This window comes from Saccharicrinis aurantiacus, from assembly GCF_001660705.2.
Lineage (GTDB): Bacteria > Bacteroidota > Bacteroidia > Bacteroidales > Marinilabiliaceae > Saccharicrinis > Saccharicrinis aurantiacus.
Map to the genome: position 1 here is coordinate 177,190 of NZ_LYBV02000035.1, position 21,565 is coordinate 198,754.

A 21,565-nucleotide genomic window follows, 5' to 3' on the forward strand; every position below is an offset into this window, starting at 1 on the left:
TACAAGTATCAAGACGCAAGACCATTTGCATCTTGATACTTAATATTTGATACTTGATACTTTTAAAAGATGAGAGAAGTAAAAGTAGAGCAATTAACGCTTGAGGCATATAAACCATTTGGAACTTACGCGAATTTAATAAATCCAACTGATGAAAAGTTAGGAGCTGCACCAGTTGAGTTTTTTCGCGATCAGTTACAAATTGAAGTAGATGGTAATAACTCTTGGAGTTACTCATGTTGTAGAGTTCAGAAGCGCGAAAATGTTATCGATATTCTTGAATTTCATACAGGATGCGGCGAAGTAGTGTTACCTCTTGATCAAGATATCCTTTTACAGGTAGCACCAGCTACAGCAAGCGAAAACGATATTCCTCTTGATAAAATGCGTGTGTTTTATGTGCCAAAAGGTACAGCAATCACCATTAAAGCAGGAGTATGGCATTGGGGTCCATTCGCAACAGAAGACACTCCGGCTAATATTCTTATCAATCTTCCTGAAAGAACTTATGCAAACGACTGTGTTGTAAAAGAACTTGCAAAAGAAGATCATATTAAAATTATTAAGTAAGTTAAACAGGTATATTAATATAAGTAGTTTTTACTACACACTTTTTGATTTACACACTACTTATATTATTAGTCCGATAACAAAAAATACAATGTCAGATATTTCAAGTCAATATACAGCTGTTAATCCAGCTGATGTTCCTGCGAAAATTCTTCGTTCAGGAGATAAGCTTCCAACTGTAGGTTTGGGAACTTTCGGATCAGACCGTTTTACTCATGATGAGATTGCGGATGCCGTAAAAAATGCCATTCGTTTAGGATACCGTCACATTGATTGTGCTGCTGTATACGGAAACGAAAAGCAAATTGGTCAGGCTATCGCTGATGTAATTGCTGAAGGTGTTTGTACTCGCGAAGAGCTTTTCATTACTGGTAAAGTATGGAACGATCGTCACCGCGAAACTGAAAAAGCATGTCAGGAAACTTTAGATGATCTTCAATTAGATTATTTAGATCTTTACTTAATTCACTGGCCATTCCCTAACTACCATGCACCTGGTTGTGATGGCGATTCACGTAACCCTGATTCTAAACCATTCTCTGTTGAGGAGTTCATGGATACTTGGAAGCAGTGTGAGGCTTTAGTTGAAGCTGGTAAGGTACGTAACATCGGTACTTCAAACATGACTATTGCTAAATTCGATGCAGTTTGGGATAAAATGACTATTTACCCAGCAGTTAACGAAATGGAAATGCACCCATGTTTCCAACAGACTGAGTTATTTAACTACTGTATGAAGAATCAAATTCAACCTATCGGTTTTATGCCAATTGGTTCTCCAACACGTCCTGATCGTGATGTTGCCGAAGGTGATGCAGTTGATATCGAAACTCCAGAGATTCAAGCTATCGCTAAGGCTCGTGGTGTTCACCCAGCTGTTATTTGTATCAAATGGGCTATTAAAAACGGACAGGTAACTATTCCTTTCTCTGTTCACCCAGTTGAGTATTTAAGTAACTTAACTTCATCATTCCAAGATCCATTGACAGATGAAGAATTTGCTTCAATCAAAAACTGTGAGTGTGGTTCTCGTTTAGTAAAAGGTCAAGTATTCCTTTGGGAAGGTGCTAAGCACTGGAAAGATCTTTGGGACGAAGATGGCGTAATTGCTCAATAGTAAATAAGATATTTTTTAGTTTGTAAACAAGTCATCCTAATTCGTTGGGGTGGCTTGTTTTAGTATTATAATAATGGTTTAGTATTACATTAAATCCAATTCGCATGCAAGTAGATTTATTCGCCTTTTTAACTTTTGCTGTTATCACATCAACTTCACCCGGACCTAATAATATTTCGGCCATGGCTTTTAGTATGAGTATGGGTTATAAGCGAACACTTCCGTATATATTAGGTATCGTTTTGGGTACATTTACGGTAATGTTTTTATGTGCATGGATGTCGTTTGCATTGAATGAATTTGTGCCTAGTATTACCAAATACTTAAAATATATAGGTGCCGCTTACATATTGTATCTAGCTTATAAAACCTATCGTGTAAACTATAACGCTGATGCGGATGATTCTGTAAAGCCACAGTTTAAAGACGGAATGTTGTTGCAATTGGTTAACCCAAAGGCTATTTTTTATGGGATGACGGTTTACTCAACCTTTTTTGCATCTTTAGTCGATCATAAATTATGGTTAACCATTTCTGTTTTAGGACTAGCAACATTCACATTTATTACTGTATCTGTTTGGGCCGGCTTTGGTACCGTTATTAAGCATTACATGACAAATGAACGTATCAAACGTGCTTTCTCCATAGTAATGGTGCTTGGTTTAATTTATGCTGCGTATAAAATTTTGATGGTTTAATAGTTAAGCAAGTTTCTATTCATCTATGCGTAAGCTAAAAATCTCAACACTTTCAGCTTGGTAGGTATTTCTTCCAATTCGGTAGGCACAATGTCAAGCTCGGTAGACTCTTCTCCCTGTCTGGTAGAGTCTCCTTCCTATCTGGTAGACACTTCTTCGTGTTCGGTAGACATTATTTCCTCCTTGGTAGACATTTTTGCAAGCTCGGTAGGCATTTTTCCCTACTTAATAGACATTTTCTCAAAAAATTTGAACTATATAGGCTGGTAATTGTACATGTCAAGAAACATTTAGAGCGAAAAGAATATTTAGGCATCTATATTTTTGTGGATTATATAACAAGCCCTTTTCAAAAAACATTAAAAAGTATCAATCAATATTCTTATTTATTAACATTTACAGTTGATTATATATTATGTAATAATAGCTAATTGATTACTTTTGCACGCAAATTATATTGTATTTAAAATGGAATTAAATTGGGGATCATTGTTGATCCAAACAATCGGAGGTTTAGCCATTTTCCTTTACGGGATGGGCATAATGACAGAAGGGTTAAAGCTAGTCGCGGGCAATAGGTTACGAACCTTTTTAGCTAAAATGACCTCGAATAAATGGAAGGGTATGTTTGCCGGAGCAAGTATCACTGCCGTTATTCAATCATCATCAATTACTACAGTTCTCGTAGTGGGTTTTGTATCTGCCGGACTCTTATCCTTTCAAAACACCTTAGGCATTATATTAGGGGCCAATATAGGAACTACCATTACAGCACAAATTATTGCATTTAAGGTTACGAAAGCTACATTTGTATTGATTGCAGCTGGTTTTCTTATGAATGCCATGGCAACCCGTAAGGCATTAAAAGATGGTGGTTTAATTGTATTAGGTTTAGGTTTTGTGTTTTTAGGTATGAACCTAATGTCGGAAGGAACCAATCCATTAAGATCTTATGAGCCATTTATTGCGTTAATGCAAGATCTTGATAATCCGCTATGGGGAATTTTAATTGGTACTGCATTTACAGCAGCTGTACAAAGTTCTTCTGCCACAACAGGTATAGTTATAGTGATGGCTTCGCAAGGCTTAATTAATATAGAGGGAGGTATTGCGCTCATCTTAGGTGCAAATATCGGTACTTGCGTTACCGCAGTATTGTCTGCCATAGGTAAACCAAAGGTTGCGCAACAAGTGGCATTATCGCATATATTATTCAATGTATTTGGTGCCTTATTGTGGGTTTGGTTTATACCTCAATTGTCATCTTTGGTAGATGAGTTCTCTCCAGGTGATGTTCCTCGTCAAATAGCAAATGCACATACCATATTTAATGTCTCAAATGCACTTATTTTTATTGGATTTACTAGTTATCTAGCCAAGTTAGTGGAGTATCTCGTTCCTCTTGAAGAAAAGAAAAAGCAGAAAGTAGGAGATTTAGATGCCTACTTCTTAAACGATAGTTCTACAGCATTTGAAATGGCGCATAAGGAATTACATAAGCTAGGTGTTATGTTAATACGAATGATTGATACAGCACCTAATATTGTTTTAACTGGTGATATGAAAAAGTTAAAGCAGCTTCGAAAAAGAGGGCATCTTATTATTCTTGGACACTCAAAAATATTTGAATATTTAGGTGAGCTACAAAAGCTAAATTTAAATGATGATGAACTAGATGAATTGCAGCATCAATTAAATGTAGCATATGCCATTGAAGGAGCTGCAAGTACCATCTCAAGTCAGTTGGTTGAAGCTACAGAGAATAGGCTTAAAAAAGGGTTTGAGATGAATGATGAAACCAGTAAGTTATTCCTTGATTTATACGGTAATTTATCATTAATAGCGAAGGTGAAGCTAGTTGATAAAACGTTAGAGGAAAAAGCGACTATACCAACCAAAGCAGCCTTTACTAAGCAAATGAAGCAAGCGCAAAAACATTTGGTTCGTCAATTGGTAAATGAAAGTAAAGATAGGGTAGCTATTTATCGCTTTGAAACCGATTTAATTGAAACAGCGGATAGATTATATACTCTAATTAATAAGATGTAAGTAGGGTATTAATTTGGGATAAAATTGAAAGAGGATGTTCATTATTGAACATCCTCTTTTAGTTTATTTGTCCTATCCTAATTGAGATCATTACTTCTGATCAACATGTGCAATAATCTCTTTTATGTGCTCATCATTGAAGGAAACTTCATCACAGAGCTTTTTTAGGAAGTCTGCTGATGTATGCATAAATTCATCATGATTTTTCATGATAAATAATCCTCCCATTTCAAGTACACCTATCGGTATATCCCAAGCATTATTTTCGTCGTAATATTCCGAAGGTTTGTATACAGCTCGGGGTACTAATGCAATACAGAATTGATCATCCTCCATCCAAAGATACAGGTTAATAAAAGGGTGTTTGTTGTTGGCGTAATTAACCCCAATATGTTTTTCTAGCTCGTATAATTGCTCCGTTAGCTTTTCTTCATTATTACTTTTCAGAACTACAGCTCCACGTCCATAATGCTCTAGTTCTCCTATTTCAATGTCCTCTTTATTACTTATGGTTTTATAAAAATTAGGATTCGAACAACTATCCTTTAAGGGTAACTCCACCTGTTCGTTTAAAACATGGCAAGTAAAATGGAAATTTTTTATGGTAGAATTTTTACTACCTCCGTATGCAAGTGTGTGTTTTTTGTGGTTAGCCAGAAAATCAAGTAAAAAACGAACTCGACCGGTTAAGAACTCCTCAGCATGTTTTTTCGCAAATAAAAGTTGATGACCCTCAAATAGAGAATGTGTAGTATCATCTAAAACATAATTGGGGTGGTCAAGTGTACTATTTATTTTATTGTCGATATCCTTACAAAGTAAACAGTCCTTTCTTGCAAATTCTTGCTGATGATAGCCTTTGATTTGAGCTTCGTTGCTATAGTATTGTAGTATGAAATTAATACCAGATTCTGTTACAACATTTCGTGTTGTCACTTTATTATTATCCATTTTATTGTTGTTATAGGTATTTCAAAGTAAAAAAACAGATTGTATGTCTGAAAAGTTTAATTTTGACTAAATATAATAATAAAACAACAAGATGATAGTAATTGCAGACAGCGGATCGAGCAAAACGCATTGGAGCTTTTTAAATGATGCTTATGCTGATATTTTCACTAAGGGTATAAATCCTTATTATATAAATAGTAAGGAAATTTATGAGGTACTAGAGGGTGCGTTTGAAAATAAGTTTGATTCAATAACTGAAGTTTATTTTTTTTCGGCAGGTTGCAATACCCAAGTCCAAAAAAAGACTGTTGAAGATGCTATATTACAAATGTGGCCCAAAGCTATTGTACATGTTGAGTCTGATATATTAGCCGCCTGCTATGCAACCAGCATGCAAAATAAAGGTATTTCGTGTATATTAGGTACGGGTGCAAATTCTTGTTATTTCGATGGAGTAACAGTGCAGCAAAATATACCTCCGTTAGGATTCATATTAGGCGATGAAGGGAGTGGGGCATATCTTGGTAAGCAATTGGTAAATGCGATCTATAAAGGTAAATTATCCGATGAAATAAAGGCACAATTTGAAGCTGAGTACGATTGTGATATGGCAGGTATCTTAAATAAGGTATATAAACAAAGTTTCCCCAATCGGTATTTGGCGTCCTTCGTTCCTTTTATTAAAAGTAACATTAGCATCCCCGAATTTCGACTAATTGTTGAAAAAGGTTTCCGTCAGTTCTTAAAAAACAATGTGCTTCAATATCCTGAGGCAGCTTCATTACCCATACATTTTGTGGGAAGTGTTGCTTATTACTTTAAAGATATTCTGGAAGCTCAAATAGAAAAAAAAGGCTTAATAATGGGTAAAGTACTACGCTCTCCAATGGAAGGGTTAAAACTTTATTACAACTCAAAATAGCTGTATAAAAAACGCCTCAGTAATTAAACTGAAGCGTTTTAATAAATATATCTTTCTTATTAGGCAATTTCCTTTTCTAACTCAGGATACTTACTTAATAATTCATCTAATTCGGCAATAACAGCAGTATTGTTAGCCGCAAATAATTCTTTATAATAAGCTACACCATCAAAAACGTTCTTTTTAAAAGCAATGAGTTGCTTTTTCTCTTTAGCGTTTTCAAGGTCTACCTCTTCAAGGCGTTCTTTATAAATATCAAGATACATATGCATCTCTTTAAGGAACATGTGCGGACGCGGACGATCATCTAACTGATTGGCTCTACCATAAATGTGATCCACCATTTCTTCCAAGCTCATTTCTTTAGAGAAATATGCCAAGTTAGGACCAGGGCAAACAGTAACTTTATCAGTAGCACTTCCCATGATGCCCTTAGATTCTAATAAGGAAACACCTAAACCAACACACAAACATTCTTTTTCAATAATTTTCGCGTATTGTTTAGTATAAGCTTCTTCAGTAAGATCTAAAGATTTTATTTCTTCAAGCTTTTGCTTTTGGTATTGTTTTGATGCAGTACAGATTGGTTTATCAGTATACTCAGTGTTATACTGTAAGAATTTTTTAGTACAAGCTGCACCATGTTTCCCTGCCTCAGCATTTGCCAAACGAAGTTCGCTCATTGAAGCGCCGTAAACACTATTGAAAGGTACGCCAAGAGGAGATAATCCACTAAAGTATAAATCCTTTTCTTTGGCATCAGCTAAAAGCTTTAAAGTAGTGTTATCAATACTAACCGCTTCGGGTACTAGCATAAATGGAGTTCCCCAACCAACACTATCCATGTTGTAGTGATCCATTAAAAAGTTGTGTTCTTCAGTTGTTCCAACACCACCTTGAGCAGTAATTAAAATTTCGGGCTCACTAGCCAGCTTATTTAATTCTTTTTTCTCAATAGCTGCTTCGTAAGCTGCTTTACAAGTATCAACTAAACGATCTTTGCTTTGTCTGAACTCCTCTAAGATAGGACCGAATAAAACACCGTTAGTAGGGAAGGCGTGTCCTCCACAATTAACGCCGCTTTCAATTCTGTATTCAGAAACCCAAAGACCTTTTGCAGCTAACATTTTACCTTGCACAAGTGCCGAACGAAAATCACTTACTTTAAGAATAATATTCTTTTTGATGATTCCATTTTCATCAGGATAAAAATCATTGAAATTCTCAAGGTAACTATATAAGCGCGGGCTCATGCCTGCAGATAGTACCAATGAAGAATTTAATTTGCTATTTGCAAAGCCTCTTAAAGCCGCATGTGCATCGTTAAACTCAATTGGTAGTTGCTCACCATCCTTATAATTTACCTTATCTAATTTAGTCATGATGTTAACATCAATGCTTCCCACAGGTAAATGATCTTGAACCCAATTGATCAGTTCGTCTTTTAGCTGCTTGCTTTTTTGACTAAGATTAAATTTTTCTTTCAACGATGATACATCAGGTAAAAGTCTGAAATACTTTTCAAGTTCGCTTCCTTTTTCAAGAGTCGATTTTTTAAGTTCAGCAACTTTTTGGCTAACAACATCGTCAATCATATTAAGATATGATGTAACTCTTTCAGCTCTATAATCTTCAACTTTATCAGAAACAGCCTTAAATGGCATGTTGAATTTTTTGCAATAAACCTCTCTAACTTGTTCCATTAGTTTATCATCAACTAATGATATAACGGATGATATTCCGTAAGGAGCAACTTTAACAGGAGTATCTAGAGTATACCCCAAACCTAATACGGGTATGTGAAATGAATGTCTCTTTAAAATATCCATCTATTCTATTTTTTATTTTTGAGTTACCGAAGATACGTTAAAAAAGTAACAGTATACCTCGATATATTTAAATGTTCGTATTCGTTAAAATTATTTGGTTTATTGACCGAGCGAAGTTTTGATATTTTGCTCAATCTCAGCAACTAGTTCTTCAACATCTCTTCCTTTCGGATCAATAGCATCAAGTGCTGTATAGGTAATCTTTTCGCCACAGCTTAGGGGGAACATTCCATTTTTAATCACCTTGCTATGTCCATCTATGGCAAAAGGAATAATAATGGCATCAGGCGCTGCTCTTAAAAGCGTATTAATGCCTGGAACTTTAAACTTCTTTACTTTTCCATTTTTACTTCTTGTTCCTTCCGGAAATATGCAAGCAGCTTCGTTTGTTGATTGAATGAGTTTACCTAATTTGAAAATTTCTTTTATCGATTGTGCAGGGTTCTTTCTGTCAATTAAGGCAGATTTACCTTTGGTTAAATTATAAGATATACTTGGTAAGCCTTTGCCAAGCTCTATTTTTGAAATAAACTTAGGTGTGTACTTTTTGAATCCTAAAATAATGGCAGGGATATCATACAAGCTTTGGTGATTGGATACGATTATAACAGGTCTGCCTTCTGGTAAATTGTCAAAGCCTTTAAATGTAATTGAGCTTCCCATAATACGCAAGCTGTATACCAAGAACCAATTAAGAATGTTTACTACTTTTTGACGCGCATTTTCACCAAATATGTTTAACGAAATAACCTGTAGTGCGTGAAAAATAACTAATAATAAGCCAAAGGCTAGATGACATAATGGGGTTAATAGATAATTTAGTAATGTTTTCATTGTTGGATATGCTTATTTATTTCGGTGGCAAAGAAAGATAAAATACCGCAAAAATCCTTGAGAGGGAAGGGATATATATAGGTATAAAATAAAAAAAGCACCTAGATAATCTATCTAGATGCTTTCTGTTAATCGTTTGTATTATAATGAATTATTGTTCACTTAAAAAGCGCTCAGCATCCATCGCAGCTTTACATCCTGAACCTGCAGCTGTAATTGCCTGACGGTATTGATTATCCATTACATCGCCACAAGCAAAAACACCCTCTACATTAGTTTTAGAAGTGTTAGCTTCGGTTTGAATATATCCTACATCATCAGTGTTGAGGTAATCTTTAAAGATATCAGAGTTTGGAGAGTGACCAATAGCTAAGAAAAATCCATCCATCTCAACTTTTACTTCCTTTTCATCTGCTTCACCTTTGTTTTTCACAAGAGTAGCACCTTCAACCACTCCATTACCGAATAAACCTAAAGTTTGATGTTTCCATAGGATTTCAATATTTGGCGTATCAATAACGCGTTGCTGCATGACCTTAGAAGCACGTAACTCGTCTCTTCTAACAATTAAATATACTTTTTCAGCTAAACCAGCCAAGTACATTGCTTCTTCAGCAGCAGTATCACCACCTCCTACAACACCAACAGTTTTGCCTCTATAAAAGAACCCATCACATGTTGCACAGGCAGAAACTCCTGAACCAGCATATTTTTGTTCATCTTCTAACCCAAGATATTTGGCTGTTGCACCTGTAGCAATAATTACCGATTCAGCCTCAATAACTTTGTTTGCATCAACAGTAACTTTAAATGGACGCTGAGAAAAATCGGCTCCGCTGGCATATCCAAAACGAATATCTGTACCAAAACGTGCAGCTTGTTCTTTTAAGTCTGTCATCATCTCAGGTCCTGTAATTCCTTTAGGGTATCCTGGGAAGTTTTCAACTTCTGTTGTAGTTGTTAATTGTCCACCAGGTTGCATGCCTTCGTACATCACGGGGCTTAAGTTAGCTCTGGCTGCATATATTGCAGCTGTATATCCTGCAGGACCCGATCCAATAATCAGTACTTTTACTTTTTCAGTTTCCATATCTTCTTTTATATTGTCACCTGGGGTTTCCAAGTTTTCTATTTTACCAAATAATGCCATAATTTTAAGCTTACATCTATTTATTTAGACTGTTTTGAGTCAAAAATTATACCTTTTGCTTAAGAGTACAAAAAAAGCAAATTTTGTCATAATAACAACTGACAAATTATCCTGTTCATCTACTTTGTTATAATATTTTTGTCTTAATGATTATTCGTTTAATATTATTCTCATTTTTGAGACAGATAGTCCAGCAACAGCACCGATTCCACCATCTACATTAGAATAAATATTGCTTGGTTCGTAAAATATATTATTACGGTTAGCTTCTTCAGCAATGCTAGATCTGAGATACGAATAGTATTCTTTGCTAATTGAATATAAATGAAACTCTAACTCAGTATTAATTGATCCATCTTCATTTGTTAATTCACTTTTAGGAATTGACAATTTTAGCTCATAATCCATACCATCGATTAGTGCATCGTTAAAGCTTCCTTGATAATCGATACCTGCTAGCAAATCACTCTCGTTTTCTAGGTATATAAATACAGGATCGTCTTTAATGTAGTTTATAGTATAGATGCTTGGGGAAGGTATATTATTTTTAAATGCATCAACCCTAAGTTGGTAATAATTTTGTTCGTATTTAGGGTCTGAAAAATGACAGATGAATTTATAGTTAACCTCATAAATGTCATCTTGTAATACTGTTTTAGAATTACCCTGTTCTAACTTAACTATTGGTGTAGCCTTTGGAATGGTTGTGTTTGAGCTTAGGCTATCTCCATCATTAGTAACTACTATTAGTTTGTAATTACTAGCAGTTTCACCCTTAATAGATGGGATTGTGAACCATTCTCTGTTTTGCGGGTACGGACTAGTAAAAATGAGTGTGTCGTTTATATAGGCATCTAGTTGTGCGTTATTTAAATAGCTAAAAGAATTATTGTCGAGTATATCAGTTGTAAGACTAAGATGAACTTTTAATATACTATCCGGCATTGGAAATGAAAACAGAACAGGTTTAGCCGGTTGGTTATTTACCTGATAATCTAAACTTTTTTCGCAGGCACTAGATATCAGCACGAGAAGAATGAGCTTTAACCAATATATTATATACTTACTATTACACATAGTTTAAAATTTTATGGTGTATCTAATGTAAGGTAGAGGAAATGGAAAAATACTCAGTTGGTTTAGTTGCCGATCGACCAAATTACCCTCAGAATCATAATTAGAATCGAAATATAATGAGAAGGCATTTTGTCTACCATAAGCATTGTATAAACCCATACTCCAAGTTTGTTGTCCCCATCTAATTTCTTTGGTCATGTTAACACCAATGTCGAGGCGGTGGTAAACAGGCATTCTGTAGCCATGTATCTCGTCGATGTGTTCTGAGTAATCACCATTTTCAAGCGTTCCATTACTAGGTAATTGTGGTTTGTAATATTTTTGAGAAGGAAGTGTAACTGCGTTCCCCGAACTAAAGGCCCAGGTTGCAGAAATACTCATGCGAGGATTTATTTTATAGTTACTGTAAATCCCAACATCATGCCTTCTATCATTTAGCGTGGGGAAGTATTCACCTTTATTTAGTTCGCTAAATCTATTCATGGATTTAGACCAAGTATATCCGAACCAACCGGTTAGTTTATCGGTCTTTTTATGCACTAGAAACTCTATTCCGTGTGCATATCCATCACCAAAAATTGCACCTTCTTCAATAGATGAATAACTATTTTCGGGGTTAATCATTAAAAGTTGCTGATTATCTTTGTAATAAGTTTCTACAGTTAAGTCGAAACCATTTTGAATTTGCCAGGTTGAACTTAATGTATATTGATTAGAGTGCTGCGGTTTAATTTTATCTGTTACAGGGATCCAAATATCAGTTGGTAATGCAAGAGAGCCTGATGTAACCAAATGCATAAATTGCGTCATCCTTGAGAAAGAGGTTTTAAAAGCTAATTTGGGGGTGAGCAAGTAACGAGCAGAGAACCTTGGTTGTAATGAATGATAAGCTTGACTAGATGTGAAATAACTAGCAGAATGCAAGCCTACATTCATTTTTAGTTTTGGAGTTAAATGAAAATCATCTTCAACATATAAATAGAATTCATTACCATAAATATTATCGCCACCAATAGTTGAATCAATCACTGTTTCAATATTCTGCACCCGTTTAACAATGTCAATTCCAGGTTTAAAAGTGTGATAAGTATAATTGCCACCAAATTTAATATGATGGTTGTTATTTAAGAAGTAATCAAAATCTACTTTGCTCAACAAATCGGTAATGCCGCTATTATACTTTTGCTCATAATAATTCCAAGTATTGGTTTCTATTTCATTTTGCTCAAATCCTATAAAGTAGCTGTATTGACTATAGGCAACTGTGATATTTGAGAATAGTTTACTGTTGTATAGTTTGTTCCACCTTAAAGCAGCCATTTGATTAATCCATCCTGAATTACTTTCATCATTAATATTTAAGGTTTCAGTACCTTCGGGAGGTTGATTTGGATTACGAACAGTGTTGTAATTGTATTTGGTGAAGAATTTATCTTTTCCGGCATAGAAGCTTGCATAAACTTTATTTTTTGGTGAGAATTCATGACTCAACTTTAGGTTTGTATCATAAAAAAAGAAGGAGGATTTAGCTTCTGAGCCACTTTGGAATAAGGATGAGAATAAATCAAAGTAAGACCTTCGTGCAGAGAAATTAAAGGTTGTTTTTTCTGATTTAATAGGGCCATCTAAAGCTATTTTTGATGAGATAGCACCTATGCTAGCTGTACCCTTTATCTTTTCTTTATTGCCATCTTTCATTCTAATATCTAGTACCGATGATAAACGGCCTCCGTACCTAGCCGGAAAACCCGCTTTTGTAATATTAACACTGTTAATGGCATCAGCATTAAAAATAGAGAAGAAACCTAATAGGTGAGATATATTATAAATGGGTACATCATCAAGAAGAAATAGATTTTGATCAGATCCACCACCTCTAACATAGAAACCATTTAAACCTTCGCTACCACTATTAATTCCGGGTAATAGTTGCAAGGATTTGATAACATCTACTTCGCCCATGAATAAAGGCATCTCGGTTATTTGCTCAATTGGTACAGTTATAGTGCTGCTTCTTGTAGTGTTTATTTCTTCAGCACTCATGTTCTGAATAACCTTCACTTCTTCGAGGTTGGAGTTTAGTTCTAAGAAAAAGTTTATTGTAGTATCTTTATAGGCATTGATATGAATGTTTTTGGTTCTAAACCCAATAAATGAAGAGAGAATTGAAGTTTCCCCTTTGGGAATTTCAAAGCTATAATATCCAAAAGAATTACTGCTTGTACCTAAAGTTTTATTATTGTGATATACCGAGGCTCCTATTAGAGCTTCTTTGCTTTTTCTGCTTTTTACAAATCCACTTACCCTAATGTTATTACTTACTTCAGGAGGTGGTTTAGGTAGTAGAATAATTTTTCGAGATCTTATTTTATACTCTACTGGGCATTCAGCAAATATCTCCGATAAAAAATGGTCGATTGTATTGGTGCTTTCTGAGAGTATTATATTTTCACTTAAGCATATTTTATTACTGTAGCTAAAAAGAATTTCTGCTTGTAGTTCAATCTCTTGAAGTATTTCTTTTGCCGATCCTTCTGTTTTTGTTAATGTGATTTGCCGATTAAGTACATCTTGGGCATTGGTGTTTATGGATAAACACAATAGTATGATAAACAGAAAGGTAGATGTAATCGGTTTTATGTGCATTAAAGTATTGACAAATAAAAACGCTATAAGAAAGCGAATTTAATCAGAGATTGTCAAAACTTTACCATTGAAAGTGAATTTTTTTCCGAAATGAATGTGTAATTCTTCAATAACTTCCTTAAGAGTTTGTTGATTAAACGAAGTAGTTATTTTAATATCCGACTTCTTTGCATTAAATTTTATCGATTTAATTTCAGGATAAGCCTTTTGCAATGATTTGCATATTTCACTTAATGTTGCCTCTTCAAATACAAGTTTCTGGGTAAGCCAATATATGTCGTTTGTTGTATTGTTATCTGCCTCGGTTAATTTACCATTATTATAAATGGCACTTTCACCTTTAGTAAGAATAAGACTATTGTTTTTAGGATCAGACACTTTTACCTTTCCTTTGGTTACCGATACTGTTGCAATATTACGTTTGTCGTTCACATTAAACTCTGTTCCTAATACTGAAACCAAAATATTATCGGTTTTTACTGTGAAAGGCTTTTGTTTATTATGACTTACTTTAAAATAAGCTTCTCCGTTGAGTTTAATCTCACGAGAATCTGTTTGATTAAATTTTTTAAGGTATATAATTTTACTATTGCTATTTAGAATAATCTTGCTCGAATCGGGCAGCGTTATTTCTTTGGTATTTTGATCTGTGCTTGCAGTATCCCATCTTCCAAAACCGGGGGTAGTCCAATAAAGACCAACTCCTGTTAAAATAATTGCAGGTAGTAAAACGGCTGCAACTTTTGAAAAGAATCGGTAGGGGCGATTAATTTTAGGAGTTTTTTTGTTACTAAGTTTGGCTTTAACCTTGCACCAGTCCTCAGAAGCATTAATCTGCTGAAACAGCTTTAAACCGCAAGATCTTTCCCAAGTATCCACATATAACTTAAATTCCTTTTCATTCTCAGAATTCTCATTCTTCCAATGGTTAAGAATCTCAAGCTCTTTATCAGATATACTCTTTGAGAGGAAAGCTGCAATTAAATGCTCTATATTTAGTTCTGGTTTATTCAATGTGTACTCCTTATAATATTGTAATTTTTAATGAAAATGCATCATGCTAAAAAATTCTTCAGCATCTGAATTTTCAAGGCTATCGTTTACTTCTGCAGTCTTTTCTGATATTATCTCACCGTCTTCCTTATTGATAACTAATTCTGCAAATAATTGTAATAAAAACTCCATAAGATTTGATTTTTGTTTCTGTTAGACAATCCTAAAATATATAACACGTATAGAAATTGCAAAAAAATGCAATTACTTCAATTAATGGTTGAGCAATTAGCTCATAATTTAAATAAAAATATGTAACACAAGCATTAGTATTTTAAGGTATGGAAGTAATTTTACCTTTAATTTTTTTAATGCGTTGCTAATTTGCGTTTCAACTGTTCTTTTAGAAATAGATAATTCATCCGCAATTTCTTGATTAGATTTACCCTGAAATCGGCTCATCTCAAAAATACGTTGGCATTGTTTAGGTAAGGTTTGAATTATATTATTTAATTGATTTTCGAGCTCGGTTTCTTCCAACAAATCATTAAAAACTTCTTCTTGTGCCTTTTTTTCAACGAATATTGAAGAGTGGTGCGTTCTAATTATTTTTTCTCTTTTAAGATGGTTTAAGCATTTATTTTTAACCGATTGATACAAATGCGCTTTTAAAGAAGTATGAATGTTAAGTTCGTTATGCTTTTCGAAGAAGTGAACAAGAACATCTTGTACAATGTCTTTGGCTAAATCTAAATCGCCAACAAGTTTGCATGCGAAAACTGATAATGGTTGATAATAAACCATAAATACGTGTTCAAATGCATCGGAAGACCCAGAGTGGATTTTATCAATTAATAACTTATCATCCATGTGATGCAAAACTATTAAAAAATGCTGTACACTATTGTAAAAAGTAGTTAAACGTGATAATTGTTATATGAGTGGTTATTTTTGCTACATGAAATAACAGAACTTTATTTATAATCTGCTTAATGTTTATGTGTGGTGAGCAACTCCTTTTCTTAACAGATTAAACTTTTTGTATATAGATTTAAAATTAATATAAAATGCGATATTTTGTGTTGGCATAATTGTTGATATTTGAGCTGAAAAATACTATTTAAAATGAAGACTTTAAAGATTAGCCTCCTATTTGTATGTATATCCCTTTTAACACAACAGGTTAGAGCATGGGGTAGCACAGGGCACAGAGCTATAGCAAAAATTGCATATCAACAACTTAGCGAAAAAACGAAAGCTGAAATTGAAGCGTTATTGGGAAGTGATTATATTCCTATTGTTGCTAATTGGGCAGATGAAATACGTTCTGAAAAAGATAATAAACTGGGTAAACTTCCGCATTATGTAAATATGCCTTTAGATAAAGATTATCAGTCTTCGGAGAAAAATAGTAGTGGAGATATTGTTACTATTATTGAGGATATGAAGCAAACATTACAAAGCGATAACTCTTCTGTTGAGGATAAAATAATTGCTCTTAAGATGCTTGTTCATTTAGTTGGCGATGCACACCAACCGATGCACGTTGGCTTATCTGAAGATTTAGGAGGTAATAAAGTAGAAGTAAATTGGTTTGGTAAAAAGACTAACCTTCATAAACTTTGGGACGAAGAAATAATTGATTATTCTCGCCTTAGTTATACTGAACTAGCCACTTTTGCATGTCAATCTAATATCGAATCAAAATCTGATTTAAAGCTTTTAAATACGGTTGATTGGGTTAATGAAACACATGAGATAACACGCCAAATATACAACTATCCTGGTGACAAAAATTATAGCTATGCCTATGTTCATCGTTTTAACCCTGTTGTGTTAGAACAAATACAAAAGGCAGGATATAGATTAGGTAATTTATTAAATAGCTTACTAGAGTAAATCGCTTGTGATTAATATATCCATATAGGTAATTACAGAACTTACAAAAAAAGAAAGAGGGAATACGTATTCGAATTCCCTCTTTACTATTAGATTCATTTTTTAATGTAAGGTATATGTAATACCTGCTCCAAACATATTTCCTACTTGTCGAGGATAAACGGTTTGTAACTGATTAACCGATTCTACAAATGGGGAAGAGAATACATCATTTCCGAAAATAAATACATTTAATGAATTGCTCATAAATGACCTATCTATTCGGAAATTAAACACAGTTCTATTATCATTAGCTCCGGCTTCATTAACTGTTTTATTGCCTTGTTGGTATAGAGGTTCAAATCTTTCCATATCTTTTTGATATGGAGACTCGATTCCGCCAAATCGGTTTCTATATGCAGTTGCATATAATCCGGTTAAGGTAACTTTAAAGTCGTAAGGTAAGTCAATATATGCTTTTGCTCTGAATACATTTTCAGGTACTGTAGGGTATTCATTGTCATCAATTCTATCATCTTTGAAATCGTCAATTTCAAAGTCATCATTATTTTGATAATATAATTCATCAATATATAATGAGTGAGATAACTCAAACAATAATTTACTATTGGCTTGATATTTAATAATAGATTCAGCACCCCAGTTATTACCTTTCATATAGTTACCGTAGTAAAAAGGCATTATATATAAGTCGTCGTAATGGTTAGATTGTGTTAATCCAAATCCAACAGGACTATTTATTAAGCCATTCTTAATCCATGTATAATATGCATTGGTTTCAAAGTGTAAATTATCGAGTATTTGCCACCTTACACCTAGTTCGGCAGTTCTGAAGCTTGATGGATCTGTATGAGATGAAGGTATAGCAGCAACACCTAAATCAGTGCTTGTTAAAATATTATTAAAATATTGTTGACCTTCCTCTGTTTGTAAATATTCATCAGTTATTCCCTGATCTTTTAAATAAACATAAAGTAACTCTGGAGACATAGATGCTCTAAACATGTTAAGTTCAATGTTTGTTTGATTATAGCCAGGCGTAGTGTATGATAGTGAATAGCCTCCCCAAGCAGTGAATTTGTTATTTGGCATGTAAACCATCTTAGCCATTGGAGAGAAGTAATATTTACTATTTAGTAGAGAGAAGTTTTCAAATTTAGCACCAATATAAAGTGAGAGCTTATCATCCCAGAAAGTCATTTTATCTTGAGCAAAAAATGATGTAAGTGTCTCTGTATTCTCTTTGTCAGTAATACCTATTGAATGATCATGTGTAATATTATTACTATCGTAATTTACCGATCTATAATTGACTCCAACAGATAAATTATTAAAGGCTAGTTTAAAATTATCTTGTATTTCAACATCTATAATACCGTTATTGGTTGTAAAGCCACCTGCTGAAGGTTGATCAACATTTTGCTTATCTGTAGATACTCTTACAAATAAATTGTGATAATCAGAGAATTCATAATCCGCTCTTATATTTCCGATTAGGTGGCTGTTATTTCTTTCTCCAAAAAATGCTATATCTTCTGAAGATAGTTGAAATTCACCAGTTGAAGGATCAACATCAATAACTGAACTTTCTATTGGAGAATAAGAATAATAATGATTTGATTGATATCCACTATAGTGAAACGCAGCAGATAAGTTTAATTTTTCGTTTGCTTTATAGGCAAGGTTAAAACCGGCAGAATACGTTTTAGTTGTATTGTCATCTTCGGTATACTTACTACCTTCAAAATCAGAATAGGCTTGATCGTACCCTCCAAAATGTTTGTAGTTTCCGTAATAAGCAATCTTTGTTCTTCCTCCAAATTGCTTTCCTCCGTTTACAGAACCTTCAGCATAGCTTGGCGATGCCATTTTTGCTGTAGCAGATATTGGAGTTAAGTTATCTGCATTTTTAGTTACAATACTTATTACACCTGTAGCAGAGTTAGCTCCATATATAGTACCACCTGAGCCTTTTATAATTTCAATACGCTCAATCTGACTTAGCGGTAATTCAAAGTTGTCGTAGTTAAATGACGAGTACATTAAGTCGTTCATAGGTGTTCCATCTAAAAGAACAAGTACTGATCCGCTGTAATCATTTCGCATAAAAGCAGAGGTGTTCATGTATTCATTCTGTACTCCCCAATAACCAGGTACTTCTCGAAGCAATTCTGTTAAGTTAGTTGCTGGAGATCTTTCAATATCAGTTGCAGTTATTACGTAAACAGAAGAGGGTAACCCTTTAATACTTTCCGATTTCTTTGAGGCTACAGAAACCTCCATATTCATTAACTGTTCAAGGGAGAGGTCAAATAGGTCTTCGCTTTGCTCTTGAGCAAATACGCTTTGAGCAAGCGATAGTAGCATTAGTATTGCTACCATTAAATTGTTTTTTTTCATTCCGTGTGTTAATTATTCGTTTTATTCGTAAAGTTGAGATATAAAGTTAAGTGTGTACTTGTTCTCAACTTGCAGCTGTTACGACATGATTAATGACAGGTTATGTATTTAACTATCATTAACGATTTTGTTTTTTGTTTTAACAATTGAATGATTATTCATACTATATTACAGGTTATTGATGTAAAAAGTGTTTTTTATTTGCTTAGTGTGTAGGTTGATAATAACAAAAGCGAAGGAGGCTGTTTTGATAATCAAAACAGCCTCCTTCGCTTTTTATTAATGACTTCGTTTAATCGAGTTTATATTTTAGTTGCTCCATAAAATATTCCTGTTTTTTAAACTTTGGGTCTTGTACTTCCCATCCAACATGGAAACTAAATTCAGTTGGTTGTTCTAACTTTAAATGGGTACAGAAAGTATGCGTAATCCCGTTCCCTTTTTTAGGAGCAGGTTTATTTTTAATAAACACATTTTTATCTACAGTTATGGCCATTCCTAATATTTCATCTTCGTAACCTTGGTTGCCATGTGTCATGAATATATGGTTTATTTGGGTTTCATCAGCAATTAGTGGCAGATTGTGCAAATCTACAATACCTGTTACTAATTCCTCATCACCTTTCAGACCTTCAACCCATACTTTGCTTTTATAACCATACTCACCAGCATAAATACTGATTTGATGTTTTATGTTATAAACTCTATCTAATATTTGAACACCTTCATAATTTAATTCAAATATTGCTCTAACAGGGCCTTCGCAAATAAAACGATAAGATCCTTCTTTACAAGGACCTACTCGGTATATAGAGTCGTTTATAGCAATTGCAATAGCACCTGCTCCAAGAGAATTTCCTACCTTCAGAATATCCATTCCCCACCAATCTAAGGAGTGGTATTTTTGGCCTTTAATACCTACGCTATCCAATGCCATTTTAGAGGTTCTTTTACCAAAAATGTCGATTCCATTTCTTGCATCGTAATAGTTTCTGAAACCTACTATATCATTTTCCCAGGCAGGACCTTCCATCTGAAAAATTGGTTGAATTAACTTGCTCTCTGTAGAGTGCAATCTTTTAGCACTAGTAATCTCATTAAAGGGAGCCTTCTTATTCCCGAATCTAATGTTGGTTCTTTGAGGAAATAAGGCGAGTTCATCAGATGTGGCAATTTTAAAATGGATTTGCTTTGTTTCGGAAGCATTGAGGTCGATTAAGAAAGTAATTTCGTCAATGTTTCCATCGTCGTTTATATCATCGTTTTGGGTTGCTAAAAAAACGCCATCAGAGTCAATAGCAATTATTTCATCTCCATTGGGATTGTTTAAATAATTTAAAGACTTATTAAAGCTCAAGGTAACTGCTTTATCTGTGATAGGGTGGTTGTTGGTGTTTTTAACAGTTAGTGTTTGTGTTTTATCTGCGCAGCCATATAATATAACAGTGCATAATAATATTAAAAAGCTTATTATTCTCATTGGTTGTTGTTTTTAAGATTATAATTGACCGTTTAAAAAGAAAGCCAGTTACATAAATAACTGGCTTAAATCTATTATTTTAATTCATTAGGTTGGTGTGTGTCCATATCAGTATAGTCCATGTTTTCGCCTGCCATTCCCCAAATAAATATATAATTTGAGGTTCCTGCAGCACTGTGTATGCTCCAAGCAGGTGATAATACAGCTTGTTCATTTTGCATCCAAATATGGCGTGTTTCATCGGGTTGACCCATAAAGTGACAAATAGCTTGTTGGTCTGGAACTTCAAAATAGAAGTAAGCTTCCATTCTTCTGTTATGCGTGTGAGCAGGCATGGTGTTCCATACGCTACCTGGTTTTAACTCAGTCATTCCCATTTGAAGCTGACAAGTTTCGATAACTTCTTTTACTAATAGCTGGTTAATTTGTCGAGCATTAGATGTTTCTAAAGAACCTAATTGTAATACATTAGCATCCCCAAGGGTGATATGCTTTGATGGCAATTCTTTATGAGCAGGAGAGGAGTTGATGTATAAGCGAGCAGGGTTTTTAGCATCTACCGATTCAAAAACAACATCTTCGGTTCCTTTACCTAAATATAATGCTTCCTTATATTTTAAAGTATAACTTGTACCTCCTGCACTAATTTTAGCATCGCCACCAACGTTAATTACACCCAGTTCTCTTCGGTATAAGAAATAAGGAGCCTTTAACTCGTCATAAGCCTCTAGTACAATTGGTTCATCAGTAGGAACAGCACCACCAAGAATGTATCTATCGTAAAAAGAATAAACCAAGTTAATTTCTCCCGGAACCATTACCTTTTCAACTAAGAACTCTTTGCGAATACGGTTGGTATCATAACTTTTTACATCTTCTGGATGAACGGCATACCTTACTTCTAAACTCATAATAATATTTTTTTAAAAACTTGAATACTTAATTTTACA

At 34.1% G+C, this 21,565-nt stretch carries 18 protein-coding genes; 6 read left to right on the forward strand and 12 right to left on the reverse strand.

Annotated features, from left to right (window positions below):
- Positions 1–69 precede the first annotated feature (69 nt).
- The 4 genes from A8B35_RS18670 (at position 70) to A8B35_RS18685 (ending at position 4,434) form a co-directional block, all read left to right on the forward strand.
- Positions 70–570 (forward strand): ureidoglycolate lyase, encoded by a 501-nt coding sequence (locus A8B35_RS18670; protein WP_075603715.1) that lies wholly within the window; start codon positions 70–72, stop codon positions 568–570.
- A gap of 91 nt (positions 571–661) precedes the next feature.
- Positions 662–1,687, forward strand: a complete 1,026-nt coding sequence (locus tag A8B35_RS18675) for an aldo/keto reductase family protein (protein WP_075603716.1) — start codon at positions 662–664, stop codon at positions 1,685–1,687.
- A gap of 104 nt (positions 1,688–1,791) precedes the next feature.
- Positions 1,792–2,385, forward strand: a complete 594-nt coding sequence (locus A8B35_RS18680; protein WP_075603717.1) for a LysE family translocator — start codon at positions 1,792–1,794, stop codon at positions 2,383–2,385.
- Positions 2,386–2,853: 468 nt separating this feature from the next.
- The gene (locus A8B35_RS18685) at positions 2,854–4,434 is read left to right on the forward strand and encodes a Na/Pi cotransporter family protein (protein ID WP_075603718.1); all 1,581 of its coding nucleotides are present in this window, start codon (positions 2,854–2,856) and stop codon (positions 4,432–4,434) included.
- A gap of 90 nt (positions 4,435–4,524) precedes the next feature.
- On the opposite strand, the gene A8B35_RS18690 is transcribed toward A8B35_RS18685, so the two are convergent.
- On the reverse strand, positions 4,525–5,385 hold the full coding sequence (locus A8B35_RS18690; protein ID WP_075603719.1) for a DUF4922 domain-containing protein: 861 nt from the start codon (positions 5,383–5,385) through the stop codon (positions 4,525–4,527).
- A 91-nt stretch (positions 5,386–5,476) separates the two neighbouring features.
- On the opposite strand from A8B35_RS18690, the gene A8B35_RS18695 reads away from it, so the two are divergent.
- Complete coding sequence (locus A8B35_RS18695) at positions 5,477–6,307, forward strand: hypothetical protein (RefSeq protein ID WP_075603720.1); 831 nt, start codon at positions 5,477–5,479, stop codon at positions 6,305–6,307.
- A 59-nt stretch (positions 6,308–6,366) separates the two neighbouring features.
- Here A8B35_RS18695 and A8B35_RS18700 read toward each other — a convergent pair whose 3' ends face one another.
- The 8 genes from A8B35_RS18700 to A8B35_RS18730 all read right to left on the reverse strand — a co-directional run bounded on the left by A8B35_RS18700 (position 6,367) and on the right by A8B35_RS18730 (position 15,706).
- Complete coding sequence (locus A8B35_RS18700) at positions 6,367–8,136, reverse strand: hypothetical protein (RefSeq protein ID WP_075603721.1); 1,770 nt, start codon at positions 8,134–8,136, stop codon at positions 6,367–6,369.
- 99 nt (positions 8,137–8,235) lie between these two features.
- Positions 8,236–8,970 (reverse strand): lysophospholipid acyltransferase family protein, encoded by a 735-nt coding sequence (locus tag A8B35_RS18705; RefSeq protein ID WP_075603722.1) that lies wholly within the window; start codon positions 8,968–8,970, stop codon positions 8,236–8,238.
- Between the two features lie 151 nt (positions 8,971–9,121).
- Positions 9,122–10,120, reverse strand: a complete 999-nt coding sequence (gene trxB / locus A8B35_RS18710; protein ID WP_222844182.1) for a thioredoxin-disulfide reductase — start codon at positions 10,118–10,120, stop codon at positions 9,122–9,124.
- A 150-nt stretch (positions 10,121–10,270) separates the two neighbouring features.
- Complete coding sequence (locus A8B35_RS18715; RefSeq protein WP_075603723.1) at positions 10,271–11,197, reverse strand: DUF4249 domain-containing protein; 927 nt, start codon at positions 11,195–11,197, stop codon at positions 10,271–10,273.
- Positions 11,198–11,200: 3 nt separating this feature from the next.
- On the reverse strand, positions 11,201–13,843 hold the full coding sequence (locus tag A8B35_RS18720; protein WP_075603724.1) for a TonB-dependent receptor: 2,643 nt from the start codon (positions 13,841–13,843) through the stop codon (positions 11,201–11,203).
- 39 nt (positions 13,844–13,882) lie between these two features.
- On the reverse strand, positions 13,883–14,857 hold the full coding sequence (locus tag A8B35_RS18725; RefSeq protein WP_075603725.1) for a FecR family protein: 975 nt from the start codon (positions 14,855–14,857) through the stop codon (positions 13,883–13,885).
- Positions 14,858–14,884: 27 nt separating this feature from the next.
- Entirely contained in the window at positions 14,885–15,028 is a 144-nt protein-coding gene (locus tag A8B35_RS23410; protein WP_171973236.1) for a hypothetical protein, read from the reverse strand.
- Between the two features lie 108 nt (positions 15,029–15,136).
- Positions 15,137–15,706: an RNA polymerase sigma-70 factor gene (locus A8B35_RS18730; RefSeq protein ID WP_075603726.1), complete on the reverse strand. Its 570-nt coding sequence runs from the start codon at positions 15,704–15,706 to the stop codon at positions 15,137–15,139.
- Positions 15,707–15,961: 255 nt separating this feature from the next.
- On the opposite strand from A8B35_RS18730, the gene A8B35_RS18735 reads away from it, so the two are divergent.
- Entirely contained in the window at positions 15,962–16,735 is a 774-nt protein-coding gene (locus A8B35_RS18735) for a S1/P1 nuclease (protein WP_075603727.1), read from the forward strand.
- A 102-nt stretch (positions 16,736–16,837) separates the two neighbouring features.
- Here the strand turns inward: A8B35_RS18735 and A8B35_RS18740 are convergent, their stop codons facing one another.
- The 3 genes from A8B35_RS18740 to kduI form a co-directional block, all read right to left on the reverse strand.
- On the reverse strand, positions 16,838–19,135 hold the full coding sequence (locus tag A8B35_RS18740; RefSeq protein ID WP_075603728.1) for a TonB-dependent receptor plug domain-containing protein: 2,298 nt from the start codon (positions 19,133–19,135) through the stop codon (positions 16,838–16,840).
- A gap of 292 nt (positions 19,136–19,427) precedes the next feature.
- The gene (locus tag A8B35_RS18745; RefSeq protein ID WP_083634521.1) at positions 19,428–20,615 is read right to left on the reverse strand and encodes a DUF4861 family protein; all 1,188 of its coding nucleotides are present in this window, start codon (positions 20,613–20,615) and stop codon (positions 19,428–19,430) included.
- 74 nt (positions 20,616–20,689) lie between these two features.
- On the reverse strand, positions 20,690–21,526 hold the full coding sequence (gene kduI, locus A8B35_RS18750) for a 5-dehydro-4-deoxy-D-glucuronate isomerase (protein ID WP_075603729.1): 837 nt from the start codon (positions 21,524–21,526) through the stop codon (positions 20,690–20,692).
- Between the last annotated feature and the right edge of the window lie 39 nt (positions 21,527–21,565).

Excerpts from the sequence above, each read along its gene's own strand:
- A8B35_RS18690 (WP_075603719.1), bottom strand. The coding sequence starts at position 5,385 with ATGGATAATAATAAAGTGACAACACGAAATGTTGTAACAGAATCTGGT.
- trxB (WP_222844182.1), bottom strand. The coding sequence starts at position 10,120 with ATGGCATTATTTGGTAAAATAGAAAACTTGGAAACCCCAGGTGACAAT.
- A8B35_RS18720 (WP_075603724.1), bottom strand. The coding sequence starts at position 13,843 with ATGCACATAAAACCGATTACATCTACCTTTCTGTTTATCATACTATTG.
- A8B35_RS18715 (WP_075603723.1), bottom strand. The coding sequence starts at position 11,197 with ATGTGTAATAGTAAGTATATAATATATTGGTTAAAGCTCATTCTTCTC.
- A8B35_RS23410 (WP_171973236.1), bottom strand. The coding sequence starts at position 15,028 with ATGGAGTTTTTATTACAATTATTTGCAGAATTAGTTATCAATAAGGAA.
- A8B35_RS18705 (WP_075603722.1), bottom strand. The coding sequence starts at position 8,970 with ATGAAAACATTACTAAATTATCTATTAACCCCATTATGTCATCTAGCC.
- A8B35_RS18695 (WP_075603720.1), top strand. The coding sequence starts at position 5,477 with ATGATAGTAATTGCAGACAGCGGATCGAGCAAAACGCATTGGAGCTTT.
- A8B35_RS18730 (WP_075603726.1), bottom strand. The coding sequence starts at position 15,706 with ATGGATGATAAGTTATTAATTGATAAAATCCACTCTGGGTCTTCCGAT.
- A8B35_RS18735 (WP_075603727.1), top strand. The coding sequence starts at position 15,962 with ATGAAGACTTTAAAGATTAGCCTCCTATTTGTATGTATATCCCTTTTA.
- A8B35_RS18675 (WP_075603716.1), top strand. The coding sequence starts at position 662 with ATGTCAGATATTTCAAGTCAATATACAGCTGTTAATCCAGCTGATGTT.
- A8B35_RS18740 (WP_075603728.1), bottom strand. The coding sequence starts at position 19,135 with ATGAAAAAAAACAATTTAATGGTAGCAATACTAATGCTACTATCGCTT.
- A8B35_RS18685 (WP_075603718.1), top strand. The coding sequence starts at position 2,854 with ATGGAATTAAATTGGGGATCATTGTTGATCCAAACAATCGGAGGTTTA.
- A8B35_RS18745 (WP_083634521.1), bottom strand. The coding sequence starts at position 20,615 with ATGAGAATAATAAGCTTTTTAATATTATTATGCACTGTTATATTATAT.
- kduI (WP_075603729.1), bottom strand. The coding sequence starts at position 21,526 with ATGAGTTTAGAAGTAAGGTATGCCGTTCATCCAGAAGATGTAAAAAGT.
- A8B35_RS18700 (WP_075603721.1), bottom strand. The coding sequence starts at position 8,136 with ATGGATATTTTAAAGAGACATTCATTTCACATACCCGTATTAGGTTTG.
- A8B35_RS18670 (WP_075603715.1), top strand. The coding sequence starts at position 70 with ATGAGAGAAGTAAAAGTAGAGCAATTAACGCTTGAGGCATATAAACCA.
- A8B35_RS18680 (WP_075603717.1), top strand. The coding sequence starts at position 1,792 with ATGCAAGTAGATTTATTCGCCTTTTTAACTTTTGCTGTTATCACATCA.